We start from the raw sequence: 17,716 nt of genomic DNA on the forward strand, positions 1-17,716 counted from the left end.
TCGCCACCTCGCGCCGGTCAGCGAGATAGCAACTCCCGCAACGGCATTCCGGTCAGTTCGCGCACGTCGCGGGACAGATGCGCCTGGTCGGCGAAGCCGGTGACGACAGCCGTCTCGGCCAGCGGCGCGCCGCCACGCGCCGCCCGCAGCGCCCGCTGTAGCCGCAGCACCCTGGCCAATGTTTTCGGCCCGTAGCCGAATGCGGCCAGCGAACGGCGGTGCAGCAGCCGAGGGCCGAGGCCGACCGCCTCGGCGGTGGCGGCGATCGTCCAGCCCGAGTCCAGCGCCGTCACGATGCGGCGCAGCCGGGGATCGGGCGGATCGACCGCGGCGGCCCTGGCCAGCGCGATGGATTCCAGCGCGGCGCCGCGATCGACGGCCGCGTCCACCTGCTCGGTGAGCCTGCGGGCCGTCGCGGTGGGCCACAGCTCGTCCAAATCGACGCGGCGGTCCCGCAATTCGTGCGCGGGCACGCCGAGCAGGCCGGGTGCGGTGCCCGGATAGAAGCGGATACCGGCCAGGCTCGTGCCGGGACGGATGGCCGGGTACTGGGCCGCGGTGTCCGGACCCGCGATGAACAAACGCCCGTTGGACCAGATGAGATCGATGCAGCCATCGGGCAGGACGGGATGCGACGCGTCGCACGCGGCGACGGTGCGGGTCCAGAGGACGGCACCGGCCATGCGCGACGGCCGTTCGCGATAGCCCGCCGTCTCGTCCGCCATACCTTCGACGCTATAAGCACCCACCGACAGCGGGTAGCCGGATTCTCGTCACATCGCGATATCTCAAAAATATCGTCTCAATAATCAGTTTTATTTGAGATATCGGTAGACCGTCGCCCGTGACACCCCGAGTTCCCGCGCGATCTCCGGAACACTCCGGCCCTCGTCGACGCTCATCCGCCGCGCCACCGCGACGAGTTCGGGGGTGAGCGCGGCGGGGCGGCCGCGCTGTCCCGAAACCCGCTGCGGTCCTTCGCCGTACAGGAGTTCGATACCGGCGAGGACCTCCGCGCGCAGCTCGTCGAGCGGCGCCTCCGCGTAGAGCACGACCGGATCGCCCAGGCTCGCGATGATCTGCGAGGCGCGCACCCGTTCCGCGAAGGTCGGATGCGGTCCGGCCGCCAGCTCGTTGGCCCGCACCATGGCCGTCCGCAATCGCTCGAAAATACTGCCGGGACCGGCCATCGCGAGATCACTGAGGCTCAGCCGCAGCAGATAGCGGTGGGCGAGGTAGACATCGAGCAGACCCTCGACCACCATCCGCCGCGCCACGGCGGGTTCGGCCCGCCCAGCGGTGGCGACGGTCCGCTCCATCGCGACGAGCAGTGGCTCGGCCAGCCCGGCAAGGATGTCGTACTTGCTCGGATAGTGGTACAGCACACCGGCTTTGGTGATGCCGAGCTGTTCGGCGATGGCGCGAACCGAGGTGCGGTGATAGCCGTGCGCGCCGAACAGATCGAGCGCGACCGCCAGGATGCGCTCGCGCATGCCCGCGTGATTCTCGTCGTCCACCTCCCGATCGTAGCCGTTGACTGACCGATGGTCAGCGTCATACCGTAATGACTGACCATCGGTCAGCCGATCCGGGAGCACAGCATGTCAAGCAACCGCAACGTCCTCATTTCCGGCGCCAGCATCGCCGGGCCCGCCCTCGCCTACTGGCTCAACCGCAACCGGTTCCGCACGACGATCGTCGAGCTCGCCCCCGCCGTGCGTCCGGGCGGCAACGGCGTCGACCTGCGCGGCGACGCCGTGCGCCTGGTCGCGCAGATGGGCATCCTGCCCGAGCTGCGCGAGCTCGCCACCGATATCCGGGCCCTCACCTTCGTCGACGAACGGGGCGCACCGGTGGCGACCATGCCCAACAGCACGTTCAACACCGCCGACGATATCGAGATCATGCGGGGTGATCTGGCCCGCAAACTATACGAAATCACCTCGGCCGAAACGGAATACCGCTTCGGCACGACCATCGAGGCGCTCACCCGGCGGCCGGACGGGGTGGCGGTCACCTTCGCGGGCGGCACCACCGAGATATTCGATCTGGTCATCGGCGCGGACGGATTGCATTCGCGGGTAAGGAATCTCGCGATCGTCCCCGAGGCGCGGGCGGTACACCATCTCGGCCTGTATTTCGCTACGGCGCAGGTGGATTCGTCCTTCGGTGCGCCGGGTACGGTGACGCTCTACAACATTCCCGGCAAGGTCGCCGGTGTCTATCGCTCGGCCGCACACGACATCGCGGGCGCCTTCTTCGGGTTCCGCGAGCCGCGCGTGCTCGAATTCGATCACCGCGACCGCGACGCGCAGAAGGCGTTGCTGCGCAAGTACTTCGACATTCCGGGTTGGCGGGTGCGCGAACTGCTCGCGCAAGCCACCGCCGACGAATCGTTCTATTTCGATGCGGCAGATCAGATCCGGATCCCGCACTGGTCCAGCGGGCGGGTGGCGCTCGTCGGCGACGCGGGCTACTGCGCGACCCTGCTGTCCGGCGCGGGCGCGTCGCTGGCGCTGACCGGTGCACACCTGCTCGCCACCGAACTCGCGGCGGCCGCGGGCGACCACCGCCGCGCCTTCGACCGCTACGAGGCCACCCTGCGTCCGACGGTCGCCAAACATCAGCGGACGACCAAGCTGAGCAGCGCCCTGCTGGTCCCGGCAGGTCCGTCGCAACTCTGGTTGCGCAACCGACTGGCCCGGATCTTGACCTTCGAGCCGGTGGCCGCCAAGGTGTTCCGGCAGCAGTTCGACCGCGCCGCGTAGGCGGCGATGAATTCGACTGAGCCGGACCGTCATAGCCGGTATGCGGATACGAGCGCGACTGTGCACCAGTGCCGACGGCTACATCACCACACCGAACGGTTGGCCACCCCAGGTGGTCGACCCCGCGTACGCCCCGGGCCGCAGCCACGGCGTCCCCGAATTCGTCGAATCATGTGAGGCCGCGCTGATGGGACGCACCACCTTCGAGCCGGCGCTCACCAACGACCGATGGCCGTGGCCGAACCTGGACGTATTCGTGCTCGCCTCGCATCGCCCGGCGGGCACGCCCGACCACGTCACGGTCGACGCCGATCCGGTGCGTCTGCTCGACCGTATCCGTGCCGCCAACCGCGGTCGCGATGTACACCTCATCGGCGGGCCGCGCACAATCGAGACCTATCGCGCCCTCGGCGCACTCGACACCATCGAACTGATCGTGCTGCCGTTCCTGCTGGGCGGCGGCATGCGGCTCACCGATGCGCTGGATCCCGACACCGGTCTCGAACTGCGCAGCACCCGCCCGCTGCCCGGCGATTCGGTCGAAATCGTCTACCGGGTGCGCAGCTCCGCCGATCGGGCCCACACCAGATCGGCGGGCTGGGCGCCCGCGTCGCAGCGGGGTGCGGAACCGCACTGAGCCGCCCGCTCAGTGCGGTAGCAAACCTCGGGGAATCACCCTGATATACGGATTCTGATTATCCGCCGGGATCTTCGAATTCGGATCCTTGCAACCCACCGTCAACTCGGCGTTGGGTGGCGCCGAAAACGTCCACAAGGTCATCCAATCGTGCCCGTTGATCTGCTGTGTCTTTTTCACGTCCGAGGAACGCAGATCCTCGTTGCGGCCCGCGCCGTCCAGCACCGAACAGCGCAGACCCGATGCCGCGGCGCCCCATGCGGCAGGCACCTTGATATCGAGAACCGCATCGGCGGGCACCACCACCGTCTTGGTTTCGCCGATCGGGATGCGCACCCCGCCACTCGGATCGTCGGTTTCGCTCGTCGACGCGGCGGACGATTCGTAATTACTCGACGCCGCGGTCGGCGAACTCGATTCCGTATTCGAGGATTTATCGTCCGCACAGCCGGTTACGGCAAGCGAGATCAGTGCCACAACCGTCATCCAGATCAGTTTCACGAAGTCCGCCTCTCGGCTCGGCGATCGAATGGAACAGAACAGGTGTCGCGGTGCCGCACAGTACCCCAGCCGGAAATTCGGCAATTAAGTGGCAAATAAACGGAATCCGGACATCCGGCGATCGGGCGCCGCCACGCCTCGGCAACCCGCGCTTGAACGCTCAACGTGACGGTGCCGCCAATTCCGGCGCAACATTCGAATTCGCCGCCGTGAATTCCCCGTCGCGCACACGGGACGGCGTTAGGCTTCGCACCGTCCCGTACCGGATGGAAGGCATCCGCCATGGCCCTCGAATCGCTGATGGTGCCGCTCGGCACCCCGCTGCCCGAATTCTCGCTGCCCGATCTCGATGGCGCGCTACACACCCGCGCCGATTACGCGGACGGGCCCGGACTGTTGGTCGCATTCGTCTGCAACCACTGCCCGTACGTAAAACATATCGAGGCGGCGTTCGGCGAACTGGCGGGTGCTATGGAGGCGATGCCGGTGGTGGCGATCTGCACCAACGACGCCGCCGCGTACCCCGACGACGCGCCGCTGCAGCTGCGCGATCAGGCGATCCGCGCCGGTTGGACCTTCCCCTATCTGATCGATGAGACCCAGGATGTCGGCCGCGCGTTCCATGCGGCGTGCACCCCCGATTTCTTCCTCTACGACTCAGGGCTCGAACTCGCCTACCGCGGCGCCTTCGACGAATCCACCCCGGGCAACGGCAAGCCGGTGACCGGTGACGATTTACGCGCGGCCGTCGAGGCGGTGCTGGCCGGTAAGCCGGTACCGGAACCGCATCGGCCCAGCATGGGCTGTTCGATCAAGTGGCGCTGAGCTTTTCGGTCCATTCGGCGACCTCCCGCGTCGCGGCGACGGTGACCGGATCCGCCGGACCGTAGGTGCGGTCCCAGATCTCGGGCAGCCGCGCGCCGACTTCCAGTGCGGCCGAATAGTTTCCATTCGCGGCATACAGGCGGGCGAGCGCCAGCTTCGTGGCGATCGTCGAGGGATGTTCGGTGCCGGAGACCTCATCGCGCACCGCGATCACCCGCCGGTACAACTCGATGGCCGAGGCGGCGTCACCGCAGGCCGCGGTCCACAGCGCCAGATTGTGCATGGCCCAGAGCGTGGTGTTGTGTGTCCGGCCGAGCCGGGTGCGGCACCGCGGCACCAGTCGCGTCATCATCCGCCGCGCACGGCGCGGATCGCCCGTTTCGCCGATCCAGCGGGCGTAGTGATCGCGGGCGTTCAGCACCTCGGGATGGCTGCGGCCGAATACTCGCTCCATCTCCGGTAATACGGCGGCGTAATGTTCGCGCGCACCGGCGCTGTCGCCGGTCTGACCGGTCCAGAAACCCAGACTCATTCGGGCGCGCAAGACCTCGCGAATGTCACCGGCCCGCTCCAGCCGCGGCAGCAGCTCGGTGAATATCGCGGCGGCGCGGGCGGGTTCGCTGGTTTGGCCGTACCAGTCGGCGAGTTGCGCCTGTGCGAGCAGTGTTTGCGGATGGTCGGGGCCGAGCGTTCGCGCACAGTAGTCGGCGAGGTCGGCACACATCTCGCGGGCGCGGTGCGGTTCACCCGCGTAGCCGGTCCACCGGGCCAGCCGGGAGCGGGCGGTGAGCACGGCGGAATGGTCTGGTGGCAGCGCGTTTTCGAAAACGGAGAGCCAGCTCTCCCATGCCACGCGATTGTCGACGGCGCGCCGTTGCGAATCGGCGGCATCCAGAAACGCTATGGCGCGCTGATGGTCCCCGCATTCGATGAGGTGACGCGGGCCCGAATGCTGTGCGTAATCGGCGAATTCGTCGTTCCACGGCCGAGGTTCGATGAAGTGGGCGACCTTCGGCCTGCGTCGCGCCGCACGATGCGAAGGGCTCGAGCGGAGCCGCGGCGGTCGCACGTACCCGTCTGCGGCAGGCACCATCTGGCTGACGCCCTCCTGCCCCACAGCGGCCGCAACGGCCGCATAGTCCCCGACGGGCGCTGGGCGCTCCAGAACCGCGGCGCCTGTGGGCACCCCAGCTCCAGCCATCGCGCGTCCGAGATCACCGCTCCGAAGTCCGCCACGGACATCGAGCGCATCGGACAACGCTCGTTGCGCCCGGAGTATCACGCCCGGTAGCAGCGCGGACACCACCCGCATCAGCGGCTCGGTGAACGCGTGATGGGCCAACCCAACCAACTCCCTGTCCTGCCCGGGATGTCCCCTCGCCACCAGAACACCGAGATCGACCACGACATCGCGCAAATGGGGTAGCGAGACCGATTGTCCGAGCCGGGCCAGCGCCGCATGGATCAATCGCAATGGAGCGGTCGGGCCGACCCCCACTGCCGCAAGCAATGCGGCCAACTCAACGATCACCCATGTCGGCCGATGTCGCGCAGCGGCCTCGAATCGACGCGCCACCAGTGAATCCAGGCCGTCGATCGCGAAATCGTGTCCATCCCAGTCGATTTCGGTGGCCAGCCGGGCTATCAGCCATCCGCCGCCCAACTCGTCGTGTAATCGGCCGAGCGCATGGGTAAGCTCCTCCGGCAGCGGAGCACCGGTGCGCACCAGGTCACGCAGGACCTCACGCACCGAGGGCGGGGCCAATCGAAACCACCTCGCGTGCAACAGATCCGGATGCTCGGCAATCTCGGTGCCGGAACGGACACCGACGATCACCCGCACCTGGCGTAACCGTTCGTCACCGGATAAGACGCCCACCGCTTCGATGACGCTGTTCCGGCACCCTTCGTCCGGTTGGTCGAGACCGTCGATCACCAGCCTGATCCGCCTGCCCGGCCGCTGTATTCGATGCAACGGCCGCACGATATCGGTCTCGAACGCGCTGTAGCGTTCCCGGTCGACCAGCTCGTCGAGCACCGCCTGCCGCGCGGCGCGAAACTCCGCGCCGAACCTGGTATCCAGCTGCTCCACCAGCTCGGCATGCATCGTCTCGACCGTGCTGGAAACATCGAGAAACACTGCGGCCGTAATGAATTCGGCATTCACCCCGCTCAGCTCGGCGACCAGCCCCGGCCGGATGAGCAGCGAGAGCAGCGTCGACTTGCCCGCACCCGCCGGGCCCGTCAGCACCTGTAGCCGAGCGCCGGATTCGACCAGATCCGCCAGCGTATCCCGCACGGTGTCGGTCAGCGATACGGTGCGCACCAGATGATCGACCAAACCCGCTGCGGGCCTTCCGGTTACCGCATCGCGGGACCTGGCCCGGTTGGGTACCAGCCAGAGCCCGAGGTCGCCGCGTGCCACCTGGGTCCCGTTGAACGACAGGTGCCTCGGCGTCTGCGAGCTGCAGGCCGCGTTCAGCTCCGGCGCCAGTTCGGCGCACAGCAGATTGGACCCGCTACCCGGCAACCCGGTTTCGAAGGTGCGCAGCATGGTTCGGGTGAAGCAGCCGTCATAGGCATCGCCCCGATCGGAGGCCGCCAGCAATTCCATTCGGCCCGAACCCTGTTCGAGCAGCGGCACCCATTTACGGCCGGCGTCCAGCACACCGGGGCCCGCCTCACACGCGTCTACGAGCACGATCAGTCCGTCCAACGAACCGGTGTTGGTCAGCTGCCTGGTGACCTCGTCCACCAGGTGCAGGCCGCTCTCGTAGTCGAGCGGAAGCTCGGAATCGTGTGCCAGCAGGAAGAAGTCGTCGCGTCCGGTGGTGAAGCCGTGTCCGATGAAGGCGATCAGCAGCGTCGCCGCGCACCGATCCGCTTGCTGGAAGGCGGCTTTGAGGCGGGTCTTCAATTCCGCGACCGTCGGGTCGAGCACCGGGCCGTCGCCGACCGGCCGCCAGCCGCCGAGCTCGATCAGCGCCCGCATCAGCGCTTCGGCCAGCTCGGCGGTGAAGCCCAGTCTGCCGAAATTCGCGCATTCCGATCCGATTACCAGCGCCAACCTGTCGGCCATGAGTGAAACTATCGGGGACGGTGGCGCGGGAGACAACCGTTTCGAGAAAGGTGGACCGGTGGCAACCATCGTGCTGGTGCACGGCATCGCCCAGGAGCAGGAATCCGCCGACACACTGGAGGGCAGGTGGTTGCCCGGGCTGGCTGGCGGGGTGCGCGCGCACGGCGCGCCCGAGCTGGCGGATCGGCTGTGGCGCAATAGATCTCCCGGCGATATCGAGGCGAGGATGGCCTTCTACGGCGATCGTTTCCTGGTGCGGGGCGCCCAGGGCGCCGGTATCGGCGACCTGGACGAGGAACAACTCGCGCTGATGGAACGGCTTGCCGAGCTCTGGTTGGCCAATGCCGCCGAGTACGCCGAGGACGCCCGCGATCGCGGCGCCGCGCGACGATATACCGCCCCGCCGCCAGCGAATGCGCAGGGTGCGGCGGCGCTATTGCGTCCAGCGCTCAACGGCCTGGTCCGGCTGCGCTGGTTCGCGCCGTTCGGCATCGGACTCGCGGAGAAATTCGTCTGGCGGGCGCTGTCCCAGGTGAGCCGCTATTTCACCGACGAATCTTTGCGCGCGCACGCCCAGGATCAGGTGCTCGCGCACATCGGTCCGGAAACCAGGCTGGTGATCGGCCACTCGCTCGGCTCGGTCGTGGCCTACGAGGCGCTGCACCGGACCGATCAGCGGGTCGCGTTCTTGACGCTCGGCTCACCACTCGGCCTGCGCACGGTCGTATACGACCGGCTGCGACCGCAGCCGCCATCGGTACCGAAATCCGTTGTCGGCTGGCACAATCTGGTCGATCGCGACGATCTGGTCGCCGCCCATCTCGATCTCGCGCCCTACTTCCCAGGTGCCGGAATCGCCCCTGTCACACCGGAATCCGTCGACAACGGCGCGAAACCACATGACTCCACCCACTATCTGACCAAGGCGGTCACCGGCGGCATCGTCGCGAGCGCGCTTCGCGAGGCATAGGCCGCTCACACCTCGGCCAACGAGCGCCGATCGGCACGCAGCATCCGCACCGCGACGAGCAGTCCGAGAACGGTAAATGCCGCTCCGACAAGATATATCGAGCGCAGTCCTGGACCGTCCTCGATCACGCGCCCGCCGAGCCAACCCGCGCAGGCCGCGGCCACCTGGTATCCGGACGCGTTCACCGCGACCGCGAGGGTCGGCGCCCGGCCCGCCGCGGCGACCACCCTGGTCTGCATGCCGGGGATGATCGCGAAGGCCAATGCGCCGAGTACGAAAACCAATGCCGCGGTGAGCCATTGGGTCGCATCGGCCACCCAGAGCAGGACGAGCACCGCGACCAGCGCGGCCAGCAGGCCGATCAGCGACGGTAGCAGCGCACGATCGGCCAACCGGCCGCCGAGCCGATTGCCGACCACCGCGCCCGCACCGTAAACCAGCAGCAGCACCGGCACAACGCCGGCGGCGAAGCCGCTCACCCCGGTGAGCAGCGGTGTGATGTAGGTAAAAACCATTGCGACACCGATATTCCCGGCCGCGCTGAGCGCGATCGCCCACAGCACGGCCCGATCGGTGAACACCCGCAGCTCACGCCAACCGGATTCGCCTGACTCCATTGGTAATTCGGGCATATACCGAAGCACGAACAGCAACGCCGCCGCGATGCACAGCGCCACCGCGACAAAGGTCGACCGCCACCCGAACGCGTGCCCGACGACCGTGCCCAGCGGGGTGCCGAGCACGATGCCGAGGTTCATGCCCATGGCCACCTGTGCGACGGACGACGCCTCCCGGCCGGGTTCGGCGGTCACCACCGCGGTGGCGACCGCGACCGCGAAGAAGGTCGCGATCACCAGTCCCGCGGCGAAGCGGCCGACCAGCAGCAGCGGATAGTTCGGGGCGACGGCCGAACCCAGATTCGCCAGCACCGCGAACAGCACCAGCCCGACCACCAAACGTTTCCGCGCCACCCGGGCGGTCAGCGGCGTGAGCACGGGCCCGCCGACGATCATGCCGATCGCGTACCCGCTCACCAGCCCGCCCGCCGTGCCGACCGGCACCGATAGTCCGCCGGCGACCTCGGGCAGGATCCCGGCTATCACGAATTCCCCGGTGGTGAGCCCGAATACCACCATCATCAGCGCGAGCAACGCAGGGCGCATCACATCTCCATGTAGTTCTAACTCAAATGATGTGAGTTAGAACTATCACAGTTCGAAGCATCCGGCTAGACTCGATCGCGTGACCAGGCAATCCGGACCCGCGGTGGACAGCGAACTCGACCGAGCCATCTGCAAACTGGCCCACCAGTTCACCCACAGCCTCGGCGGTCACGCCCGCCGCGTCGCCGACGAACTCGGCCTCACCGCCTCGCAAGTCATTGCCCTGCGCGAACTTTCGGAACCGATCACGGCCAGGGAACTGGCCGCGCGCATGTTCTGCGAACCATCGAATGCCACTTTCGTCCTGGACCGCCTCGAGCAGTTGGATCTCATCCGCCGCGAACCCCACCCCACCGACCGCCGCGCCAAACAGATCGTCCTCACCGAGGCGGGCCGGCAGCGCAGAACCGCGGCAGTGGAACTGCTCGGCAGCCACTCCCCCTTGGCCGCGCTCTCGCCACAGGATCAGAAAACCCTGCGCGACCTGCTCCGCGCGGCAACCGGCGAATCCTGAAACAGATTTCGCCGCAAGCGATTTCGCGCGGGGTCAGTCCTGCGGCAGATGCTCCCGCGCCGTCTCGTAGCCGCCCTCCCGGGTCTTGTCGTCCGGGCCGTAGACCAGGTGCACGACACCGGTTTCGAATGCGGTGGCCGAGATCAGGCGCAGCGGCACCGCCTCGCCGACGCCGAAGAGGCGCTCGCCCTCGTTCAGCGCGATGGGGTGCACCAGCAGGTGCAGTTCGTCGAGAAGTCCCGCGGCCAGCAGCTGCCGGACCACCGAAATCGAACCGCTCAACCCGATATCGCCGCCCGGCTCGTTCTTGAGCGCGGTCACCGCCTCGATCAGATCGCCCTTCAGCTGCTCGGAATTGCGCCAGCTGAATTGCAGGTCCTGACTGGAGGCGACGATCTTGCGGGCGTCGCCCAACTTCTTCGCCATACCCGCGTCGGCCTCGCCGGCCAGCTCACGCTCCGGCCACGCGGCCGCGAAGCCCTCGTAGGTCTTGCGTCCGAAAAGCACGGTGTCGGCGGCACCGAGCTGATCATTGACCGCCGCGCCCATCTCGTCGTTGAAGTAGGGGAAATGCCAGTTCTGTGGGTCCTGGATCACGCCGTCGAGCGAGATGAACAGGCCTGCGGTGATCTTGCGCATCGAGAACTCCTTCGTGGTCACGCATTGTGTCAGCTGTTCTGACGACGCGCGGCCGAAAAAGTCATCGACGAGCGGACCACCGCAGGCGAACGCTCGGCTAGACCCGTTTCGCGGACAGCACGAACACCGGCAGCACCATCATGCCGTCGGCGTCGAGTTCGACGTCGAGACGGCCATCCGGCGCCATGGCCGCCACGGCCTCGGGCGGCAGCGGCGTCGCGATCACCGCACCGGTCCGCAACTCCTCGATCGACCACTCCGGTGCCGCGAACGCCGCGCGCACCTCCTCCTCGGTGCTCGCAAACGGCGAGTACACCTCGCTGCCGGGCACCTTGGCGAAGGTGAACTGGATGAGCCGCCCGCCGGGCCGCAGCACCCGCGCCATCGCCGCGACGTACTTCGACTGCTGGTCCGGCGGCAGGCAGTGGTACAGCGAGCTGCTCACCACCGTGTCGAACCTGTTCTCGTAGCCGTCGAGCTCGGTGGCGTCGGCGACGCCGAACGATACCGTCACATTCTTCTCGGCCGCCCGCCTGCGGGCGGCCTCGATCGCGGTCGGCGCGATATCCAGCCCGGTCACCCGGTAGCCGAGGCCGGCCAGGTACACCGAGGAATCGCCTGGGCCGCAACCGATGTCGAGCACCTCACCGGAGATGCGGCCCTGTTTCTCGGCTTCGACCAGCTCCGGCTGAGGCCTGCCGATCTCCCACGGCATTCGCTCCAGCACGACGCCTTCGACGATTGAACTCCTCTGGTAAGCGGTCTCGAAATCGAGCTTTGTCGGATCGAACCGCTGTGACACTTCATCACTTCCGGTCATCAGAACCTCGCCTCTCGGGTCATGGATGGTTTAGCCCGGGCATGTCGACGTAGGGCAGCCTACTCCTTAACTGGAGTACTTTGCTCCGGTTCTGCGGTTTGACCGGAATCCGCTACGGACTGTCGTCGCCCACCACCGGATGGGCGGTCAGCTCGCAGGTGTCGATCCGCGCGGGAACCCGCACGCTGTCGGTCGTATTCGGCGGTGTCACAAGCAATTCCGTGTAGAACGGGCATTGGTTGCCCGCATCGTCGGTCGCCCGGCCCTCCACCACCGCGTGCGCGCCGTGCGCGGCGTCCAGCGTCACCGTGGCGATCTGGGCGCCCGGCGCCAAACCACCCAGGTAGCCGCGCTCGGTCCAGGTCGCGTGCAGCAGCGGCCCGCCGGCCCCGGAATCGACGCCGGGATATCCGCGCAATGTGCAGCGCTCGCCCGGGCGCACAACCGAAAACCCCAGTCGCACACCGCGATGCGTCGAACCGGGCGATATCTCCGTAGCGGCGACCGCGACCTGCCCCGAGACGCAAGGGCGCACCGCCGCATCGCCGCCCGGCACCGGCGTCGGGGGGACGACCGCCGTACTTCCCGGCACGGAGCTCACCACCGTGACCGGGCTGTCCCCGGAATCCGGCGCACACCCCGCGCCCCACACCACGGCACACAACGCAAGCGGCAGCAGATATTTCGCGCCCAACGATCCTCCCTGGTCGTTTCGAGCATCCGACTAAAGGATAGGAACCGCACCCCCGCGCCACTGCCTACCCTTGGGTCGGTTTCCGCCCACCCTGCGGACTACCCCACCGGCTTCACGTAGCGGTGCGTCGGCACGTCGACCGTATCGCCCCGGTCGGTCACCCGGTTCAGGTACGGACCGTCGTCGGTCCAACCGAATTTGGCGTAGAACCGCCGCGCCCGCGTATTCCCGGGCGATACCGCCAACCAGGCGACGGCGTGACCGTTGTCGCGCACCCGCTCCTCGGCGGCCGCGAGCAAGGCACCGGCCACCCCGCCGCCCCGGTACTGGGCCGCGACATAGACCTGCTCCACCTCGGCGCCGACCACCATCACGAATCCGCCCACCACACCGTCGATTTCGGCGACGATGGCGTCGCCGACCCGTTCCGGCGCACGCCGATAGAACGAATCGCGGTCCCGCAGCGTGACCAGTTCGTCCGGAACGTTCCCCAGATGCCCGTCCTGCCATCCGTCGAACCAGATATCCGCGATCGCCGGCGCGTCCGCACCCCGGGCCCGCCGCAACACCACATCACTCATGACCGCACTGTAGTGACCGGCTCCGACCCGACGCCCGGCCCGGATTATGGGGGCATCCCGGGCGCCGCTATTCGCGATTGTGTCGAATCCCGTCGGGCATCGGGAAATTCGGCCAATCGCCGGTCAAATCCAGCTCGGTATCGGTCGAGTCGAGCAGATCTTCCAGAATAGCCAGACAGTTCAGACATTTTTCGCCGACGATGTTGTGAGTTTCGGCGTGTACCCCACCATCCGGACCGACGACCACCGTAATACGTTCCGCATCATTCACTGTCGCACCTCCAGGATCATCGTCACCGAATCGTCGCTGTTCGTGGTTTCCGAAACCAGCGCCATCCCCGCCGCGGGGGCGCGATCGCGAAGTTTGCGCAGCACCTCCTGCTGCACACGATGACCGTACGCTCTGTCTATCGCCGAAACCGTCTCGGCACAGCGCCGTTCGTCCGTCGTGCCGGTGAAACGGGCGAGCCGGATCCCGTCCGCGCCGCGCTGCAGCCGGGCGGCGAGGTCCGGCCAGGTGGCATCTATCGCATCCGCCCCCACCACGACCTTCGCCGCCCCAGCATCTTCCAGTGCGAGCGCGAGCAACCGAGGGTCGCGCAGGCGCGTCGACACCGGGCACATCATCGACCCCTGCACGGCGACGGGCGCGGCGGCCTTCGCGGCCTCGGCAACGCCGGTCGGCACCAAGATGATGGAGATAGTCATACCTCCGAATTATTCCCTTACCGAAGCGAATTGGGTCGGGTCAATTTCCGGCGAATGCCGAACAGACCGGTCACCACAAATTGTTCGATTTGCACCCCTTCGAATCCAGCCGCCGTGCACGTATGGGCCTTGCCGCCACAGAAAGCCCTACCGCCGAATATCCGGACAGTGTGCTCGAATATCGCGCCCGCTCCCGATGAACGGTGCTGCCACAAGACGAAAATATCTGGGGCACAAGATGTTCGGATGATCGAGTGTTAGAGTCCTGGGTCGAGCGGCGCATACGCTCCCGCCCGCTCCGATCCACGAGAGGTAACCGTGTGCTGCGCTGAACCAATTCCGGACCCCTGGCATACCCGCGGGCAGCGGATCTCGTCGGCGGTACGGCTGGGCCTGGCGGTGACCGCAGGCCTCGTCGCCACCGGCATCGGGGTGAATTCCGCGGGCGCCGACCCGATTTCGGACGCGATCCCCACCGGGGCCGAGGCGGGCTTCGTGGTGTTCGACCGGACCGCGGGGCGGGCGACCGTCGAACTCGATTCGCACAAACAGTTCCGGTCGGCCTCGGTGGTGAAACTGCTCATCGCCATCGACTATCTGGAATCCCATGACGCACAACATCTTCCAGCGGCGGATGCGGAACGGCTACAGGCGATGCTGCGATCGAGCGACGACGATGTCGCCAGCTATCTGTGGATCCAGGACGGCTGGCAGACGATCATCGACCGGATGGTCGCCCGGATCGGGCTCACCGATACCGCACCGCCCGCCGCGCGCGGCATGTGGGGTTACACCGCGATCAGCGCGGCCGACGTGGTGCAGATCTACCGGTACATCCTCGAACGGGCCGATCCCGCGGTCCGCCGGTTCATCATGGACAATCTGCACGCCTCGACGAAGTGCGGCCAGGACGGTTTCGATCAGTCGTTCGGGATCGGCCGGGCGCTCGGTCGCCCGGCCGCCGTCAAACAGGGCTGGTCCGGATTCGGTGACGCACCCGACCCCGACAAGCTATGTACCCCCAGCAATCCCAAGCCACCGATACCCGCCGACGCACTGTCGGCCAGCGCCGCGAAGAATCTGACCTTCGGGCCGGACGGCATCCGCGAGATGTGGTCACCGACCCAGGGCACACCGCCCGAACCGCCCGCGATCAACCTCACCAAGCGAGCCATGCACACCACGGGCACCGCGGGCGTCGACGACGAGAAGATCATCGTGCTGCTCTCGCTCGAACCGACCGGCACCCCGTGGGATGTCTCCGCTCAGCGAATCACCGTGCTGACCAAGGCGATCGACCTGGCGAACTGGAGCGAGACGACCGGACTCGGCGCGCACTGACCGCGAATATCGCTGCGCCCCAGTATTACTCCTAGGCCGCGGCGCCGTTCGAGAACGATGCCGCGGCCCATCGGAAAGTTCAGCGCTCGCCGACCAATTCGGCGTCGGGATCGCGCTCCTCGTCCTCCCCCAACACCGCCTCACCGCGGGCGACCATCCCCGCCTCATCCGACAGCTTCAACTGCGGGATGAACAGTGCGAGCAGCAGTGCGACCGCCGCACCGGGGATCAGGTACCAGAAGCCCGGTACCAGCGCGTCGACATAGGCGCCGACGATGGCATCGTGCAACTGCGACGGCAGGTGTTTCACCACCGATGGCACCAAAGCGCCCGGCTGCAAACCGGACTGGGCCACCTGGTCCATATGCGCGCGGAACGCCTCCGTGAGATTGTCGGTCAACCGGTTGGTGAAGATCGAACCGAAGATGGCGATACCGATCGCGCCGCCCATTTCCCGGAAGTAGTTGTTGGCGCTGGTCGCGGTGCCGATCTGGTTGGGCGCCACCGCATTCTGCACGACGAGCACGATGATCTGCATGATCAGGCCGAGTCCGGCGCCCATCACGAACAGCTGCGCCGAGACCACCCACATCGGGGTATTCGCGTCGAGTTGGGTCATCCACACCATGCACAGCAGGATGATCAGCGCACCCAGCGGCGGATACGCCCGGTACTTACCGGATTTCGTCACCGCCGTCATCGACGTCATCAGCGTGCCCATCATGCCGACCATCATCGGAATCAGTAGCAGACCCGAGACGGAAGCCGAAGCGCCCGTTGCCATTTGCAGATAGGTCGGAATGAAGCCGAGCGCCGCGAACATCACCAGGCCGATCAGCAGACCGATGGTCGAGGTCAGGACGAAAGTCCGGTTGCGGAACAGCCACAGCGGCAGCATCGGCTCCTCGGCCCGCGCCTCCACCGCGATGAACACCCCGACCACCAGCACCAGCGCCGCGGCCATGCCGAGGATGGTCGCCGAACCCCAGGCATATCGCTTACCGCCCCAGTCGGTGATCAGGATCAGCAGGGTGGTCGCCGTCGACATCAGCAGCACGCCGAGGTAGTCGGGCCGAGTCTTGGGCCGGTGACTCGGAATCGTCAACTGCCGGAACGCGATAACCAAGGCGACGATGCCGACGGGCACGTTGATCCAGAAGCACCAGCGCCAGCTCAGATGATCGGCGAAGAAGCCGCCGAGCAGCGGTCCGGCGACGGATGTGACGCCGAAGATCGCACCCATCGGCGCCATGTACTTACCGCGATCCTTGGCGGGTACCACATCCGCGATGATGGCCTGGGCCAGGATCATCAGACCGCCGCCGCCGACACCCTGCAGGCCGCGGAAGGTGACGAATTCCCAGAATCCGGTGGACGCGGCCGCGCCGATCGACGCGACGGTGAAGATGCCGATGGCGAACAGGAATAGCCAGCGCCTGCCGAACAGGTCGCCGAACTTTCCGTAGATCGGCATGGTGATGGTGGTGGCGAGCAGGTAGGACGTCGCGGTCCATGCCATATTCGACACTCCGCCCAGCTCGCCGACGATGGTCGGCATCGCGGTGCCGACGATCATCTGATCGAGGCTGGCGAGGAACATCCCCGCGATGAGCGCGGAGAAGATGAGCCAAATCCGCTTCTGGGTCAGGACAATCGGTGGCGGCGGCGAATCTGCCGTCGTTGTCATCGGTTATCTCCTTGTGCTGGCGGCCGCTCGAAGAGGCGAGCGGCCATTCGGCAGTGCTCGTCCAGTCCTTGCGCAAGGGTCATGGACGTATCCCCGGCCAGCGACATCGCGGCTCGGGTGGTCAGTGTTGTCATCAATCCCGCTGTGAGCGAGATGAATTCGGGTGAGATCGCATCACCCAGCCGGGCGTGCAGCAGTTCGCCGAGCGCGACCTCGTGTTTCAGGCCCGCGGCGAAGAATCCGGCGAGCACCCGCGGTTCGGACTTGATGAGGTCGGCCACCAGTGAAACCGTTTCGCGCACTTCGGCTTCGGGTTCGTAAGTGGATGCGAAGAGCCGGGTGAGATCGTCGATCAGCACGCCCGTCGGCCCGCCTGCGATGAATTCCGCTCGGGCACTTGGTGTTCCGATTTCACCGACCGGACCGACCACCGCGTCGAGCTTGGTTTCGTAGTAGTTGAAGAACGTCCGCGGTGACACCCCGACGGCCTTGGCGATGTCATCGGTGGTGGTCGCGTCGAGTCCACGCTCCGCCGCGAGTCGCCGCGCGGCCTGACAGAGCGCGAACAGGGTCTGGCGCTTCTTCAGTTCGCGCAGACCCAGTTCGGGTGCGGTTTGCTCGGCCATAGCAAAAACTTAGCACAAACTGCAATTTTTCAGAAAGTGCAATTTTCGTCACATCGGACTCGGCATACCGAATGACGCGGGTTGGCCCAATCGGGCCCATCGATGCGGCATCCTGGATGCCTGTCCCCGTGCCAGTGCTGTCGCGCAACAGAACTCGGACCAC

19 protein-coding genes are annotated in these 17,716 nt (G+C 66.7%); 6 read left to right on the top strand and 13 right to left on the bottom strand.

Features of this window, described 5'->3' with window-relative positions:
* Nucleotides 1-17 precede the first annotated feature (17 nt).
* Together LGY53_RS01065 and LGY53_RS01070 are read right to left on the bottom strand one after the other, a co-directional pair.
* Nucleotides 18-725 (bottom strand): helix-turn-helix transcriptional regulator, encoded by a 708-nt coding sequence (locus LGY53_RS01065; RefSeq protein ID WP_225724750.1) that lies wholly within the window; start codon nt 723-725, stop codon nt 18-20.
* Nucleotides 726-815: 90 nt separating this feature from the next.
* Nucleotides 816-1,517, bottom strand: coding sequence for a TetR family transcriptional regulator (locus LGY53_RS01070; RefSeq protein WP_225724751.1), 702 nt, complete (start codon nt 1,515-1,517; stop codon nt 816-818).
* 84 nt (nt 1,518-1,601) lie between these two features.
* On the opposite strand from LGY53_RS01070, the gene LGY53_RS01075 reads away from it, so the two are divergent.
* Both LGY53_RS01075 and LGY53_RS01080 read left to right on the top strand, forming a co-directional pair.
* On the top strand, nt 1,602-2,768 hold the full coding sequence (locus tag LGY53_RS01075) for an FAD-dependent monooxygenase (protein ID WP_225724752.1): 1,167 nt from the start codon (nt 1,602-1,604) through the stop codon (nt 2,766-2,768).
* Nucleotides 2,769-2,808: 40 nt separating this feature from the next.
* Nucleotides 2,809-3,405: a dihydrofolate reductase family protein gene (locus tag LGY53_RS01080; RefSeq protein WP_225724753.1), complete on the top strand. Its 597-nt coding sequence runs from the start codon at nt 2,809-2,811 to the stop codon at nt 3,403-3,405.
* A gap of 9 nt (nt 3,406-3,414) precedes the next feature.
* Here LGY53_RS01080 and LGY53_RS01085 read toward each other — a convergent pair whose 3' ends face one another.
* A complete protein-coding gene (locus tag LGY53_RS01085; RefSeq protein ID WP_225724754.1) occupies nt 3,415-3,891 on the bottom strand; it encodes a hypothetical protein in 477 nt (158 codons plus the stop codon).
* 297 nt (nt 3,892-4,188) lie between these two features.
* On the opposite strand from LGY53_RS01085, the gene LGY53_RS01090 reads away from it, so the two are divergent.
* The gene (locus LGY53_RS01090; protein ID WP_225724755.1) at nt 4,189-4,731 is read left to right on the top strand and encodes a thioredoxin family protein; all 543 of its coding nucleotides are present in this window, start codon (nt 4,189-4,191) and stop codon (nt 4,729-4,731) included.
* Here the strand turns inward: LGY53_RS01090 and LGY53_RS01095 are convergent.
* The gene (locus LGY53_RS01095) at nt 4,718-7,810 is read right to left on the bottom strand and encodes a tetratricopeptide repeat protein (protein ID WP_225724756.1); all 3,093 of its coding nucleotides are present in this window, start codon (nt 7,808-7,810) and stop codon (nt 4,718-4,720) included. The two genes, LGY53_RS01090 and LGY53_RS01095, sit on opposite strands and share 14 nt — an antisense overlap.
* A 58-nt stretch (nt 7,811-7,868) precedes the next feature.
* On the opposite strand from LGY53_RS01095, the gene LGY53_RS01100 reads away from it, so the two are divergent.
* Nucleotides 7,869-8,780, top strand: coding sequence for a hypothetical protein (locus LGY53_RS01100; RefSeq protein ID WP_225724757.1), 912 nt, complete (start codon nt 7,869-7,871; stop codon nt 8,778-8,780).
* A gap of 5 nt (nt 8,781-8,785) precedes the next feature.
* Here the strand turns inward: LGY53_RS01100 and LGY53_RS01105 are convergent, their stop codons facing one another.
* Nucleotides 8,786-9,943, bottom strand: a complete 1,158-nt coding sequence (locus LGY53_RS01105) for an MFS transporter (RefSeq protein ID WP_225724758.1) — start codon at nt 9,941-9,943, stop codon at nt 8,786-8,788.
* Nucleotides 9,944-10,022: 79 nt separating this feature from the next.
* Between LGY53_RS01105 and LGY53_RS01110 the strand changes: the two genes are divergently transcribed.
* Nucleotides 10,023-10,457, top strand: coding sequence for a MarR family winged helix-turn-helix transcriptional regulator (locus LGY53_RS01110; RefSeq protein ID WP_167477328.1), 435 nt, complete (start codon nt 10,023-10,025; stop codon nt 10,455-10,457).
* Between the two features lie 33 nt (nt 10,458-10,490).
* Here LGY53_RS01110 and LGY53_RS01115 read toward each other — a convergent pair whose 3' ends face one another.
* The 6 genes from LGY53_RS01115 to LGY53_RS01140 all read right to left on the bottom strand — a co-directional run bounded on the left by LGY53_RS01115 (nt 10,491) and on the right by LGY53_RS01140 (nt 13,899).
* On the bottom strand, nt 10,491-11,096 hold the full coding sequence (locus tag LGY53_RS01115) for a dihydrofolate reductase family protein (protein WP_225724759.1): 606 nt from the start codon (nt 11,094-11,096) through the stop codon (nt 10,491-10,493).
* 97 nt (nt 11,097-11,193) lie between these two features.
* Nucleotides 11,194-11,916: a class I SAM-dependent methyltransferase gene (locus tag LGY53_RS01120; protein WP_225724760.1), complete on the bottom strand. Its 723-nt coding sequence runs from the start codon at nt 11,914-11,916 to the stop codon at nt 11,194-11,196.
* Between the two features lie 112 nt (nt 11,917-12,028).
* A complete protein-coding gene (locus LGY53_RS01125; RefSeq protein ID WP_225724761.1) occupies nt 12,029-12,610 on the bottom strand; it encodes a DUF4232 domain-containing protein in 582 nt (193 codons plus the stop codon).
* 98 nt (nt 12,611-12,708) lie between these two features.
* The gene (locus LGY53_RS01130; protein ID WP_225724762.1) at nt 12,709-13,191 is read right to left on the bottom strand and encodes a GNAT family N-acetyltransferase; all 483 of its coding nucleotides are present in this window, start codon (nt 13,189-13,191) and stop codon (nt 12,709-12,711) included.
* 67 nt (nt 13,192-13,258) lie between these two features.
* Nucleotides 13,259-13,462 carry a DUF2997 domain-containing protein gene (locus LGY53_RS01135; RefSeq protein ID WP_225724763.1) on the bottom strand — a complete coding sequence of 68 codons (204 nt, stop codon included), beginning with the start codon at nt 13,460-13,462 and terminating at the stop codon, nt 13,259-13,261.
* Entirely contained in the window at nt 13,459-13,899 is a 441-nt protein-coding gene (locus LGY53_RS01140) for a hypothetical protein (RefSeq protein WP_167477332.1), read from the bottom strand. Before LGY53_RS01140 ends, LGY53_RS01135 begins: the two co-directional genes overlap by 4 nt.
* A gap of 399 nt (nt 13,900-14,298) precedes the next feature.
* Here LGY53_RS01140 and LGY53_RS01145 point away from each other — a divergent pair, with 399 nt between their 5' ends.
* On the top strand, nt 14,299-15,240 hold the full coding sequence (locus LGY53_RS01145; RefSeq protein ID WP_225724764.1) for a hypothetical protein: 942 nt from the start codon (nt 14,299-14,301) through the stop codon (nt 15,238-15,240).
* A gap of 79 nt (nt 15,241-15,319) precedes the next feature.
* Here LGY53_RS01145 and LGY53_RS01150 read toward each other — a convergent pair whose 3' ends face one another.
* Together LGY53_RS01150 and LGY53_RS01155 are read right to left on the bottom strand one after the other, a co-directional pair.
* A complete protein-coding gene (locus LGY53_RS01150; protein WP_167477333.1) occupies nt 15,320-16,927 on the bottom strand; it encodes an MDR family MFS transporter in 1,608 nt (535 codons plus the stop codon).
* Nucleotides 16,924-17,553 (bottom strand): TetR/AcrR family transcriptional regulator, encoded by a 630-nt coding sequence (locus tag LGY53_RS01155; RefSeq protein ID WP_225724765.1) that lies wholly within the window; start codon nt 17,551-17,553, stop codon nt 16,924-16,926. The genes LGY53_RS01150 and LGY53_RS01155 overlap by 4 nt, the downstream gene beginning before the upstream one ends.
* Nucleotides 17,554-17,716: the final 163 nt, after the last annotated feature.

This window comes from Nocardia sp. JCM 34519.1 (genome assembly GCF_020361265.1).
Lineage (GTDB): Bacteria > Actinomycetota > Actinomycetes > Mycobacteriales > Mycobacteriaceae > Nocardia > Nocardia arthritidis_A.

Excerpts from the sequence above, each read along its gene's own strand:
- LGY53_RS01085 (WP_225724754.1), bottom strand. The coding sequence starts at position 3,891 with ATGACGGTTGTGGCACTGATCTCGCTTGCCGTAACCGGCTGTGCGGAC.
- LGY53_RS01130 (WP_225724762.1), bottom strand. The coding sequence starts at position 13,191 with ATGAGTGATGTGGTGTTGCGGCGGGCCCGGGGTGCGGACGCGCCGGCG.
- LGY53_RS01150 (WP_167477333.1), bottom strand. The coding sequence starts at position 16,927 with ATGACAACGACGGCAGATTCGCCGCCGCCACCGATTGTCCTGACCCAG.
- LGY53_RS01155 (WP_225724765.1), bottom strand. The coding sequence starts at position 17,553 with ATGGCCGAGCAAACCGCACCCGAACTGGGTCTGCGCGAACTGAAGAAG.
- LGY53_RS01090 (WP_225724755.1), top strand. The coding sequence starts at position 4,189 with ATGGCCCTCGAATCGCTGATGGTGCCGCTCGGCACCCCGCTGCCCGAA.
- LGY53_RS01105 (WP_225724758.1), bottom strand. The coding sequence starts at position 9,943 with ATGCGCCCTGCGTTGCTCGCGCTGATGATGGTGGTATTCGGGCTCACC.
- LGY53_RS01120 (WP_225724760.1), bottom strand. The coding sequence starts at position 11,916 with ATGACCGGAAGTGATGAAGTGTCACAGCGGTTCGATCCGACAAAGCTC.
- LGY53_RS01095 (WP_225724756.1), bottom strand. The coding sequence starts at position 7,810 with ATGGCCGACAGGTTGGCGCTGGTAATCGGATCGGAATGCGCGAATTTC.
- LGY53_RS01065 (WP_225724750.1), bottom strand. The coding sequence starts at position 725 with ATGGCGGACGAGACGGCGGGCTATCGCGAACGGCCGTCGCGCATGGCC.
- LGY53_RS01115 (WP_225724759.1), bottom strand. The coding sequence starts at position 11,096 with ATGCGCAAGATCACCGCAGGCCTGTTCATCTCGCTCGACGGCGTGATC.
- LGY53_RS01080 (WP_225724753.1), top strand. The coding sequence starts at position 2,809 with ATGCGGATACGAGCGCGACTGTGCACCAGTGCCGACGGCTACATCACC.
- LGY53_RS01075 (WP_225724752.1), top strand. The coding sequence starts at position 1,602 with ATGTCAAGCAACCGCAACGTCCTCATTTCCGGCGCCAGCATCGCCGGG.
- LGY53_RS01140 (WP_167477332.1), bottom strand. The coding sequence starts at position 13,899 with ATGACTATCTCCATCATCTTGGTGCCGACCGGCGTTGCCGAGGCCGCG.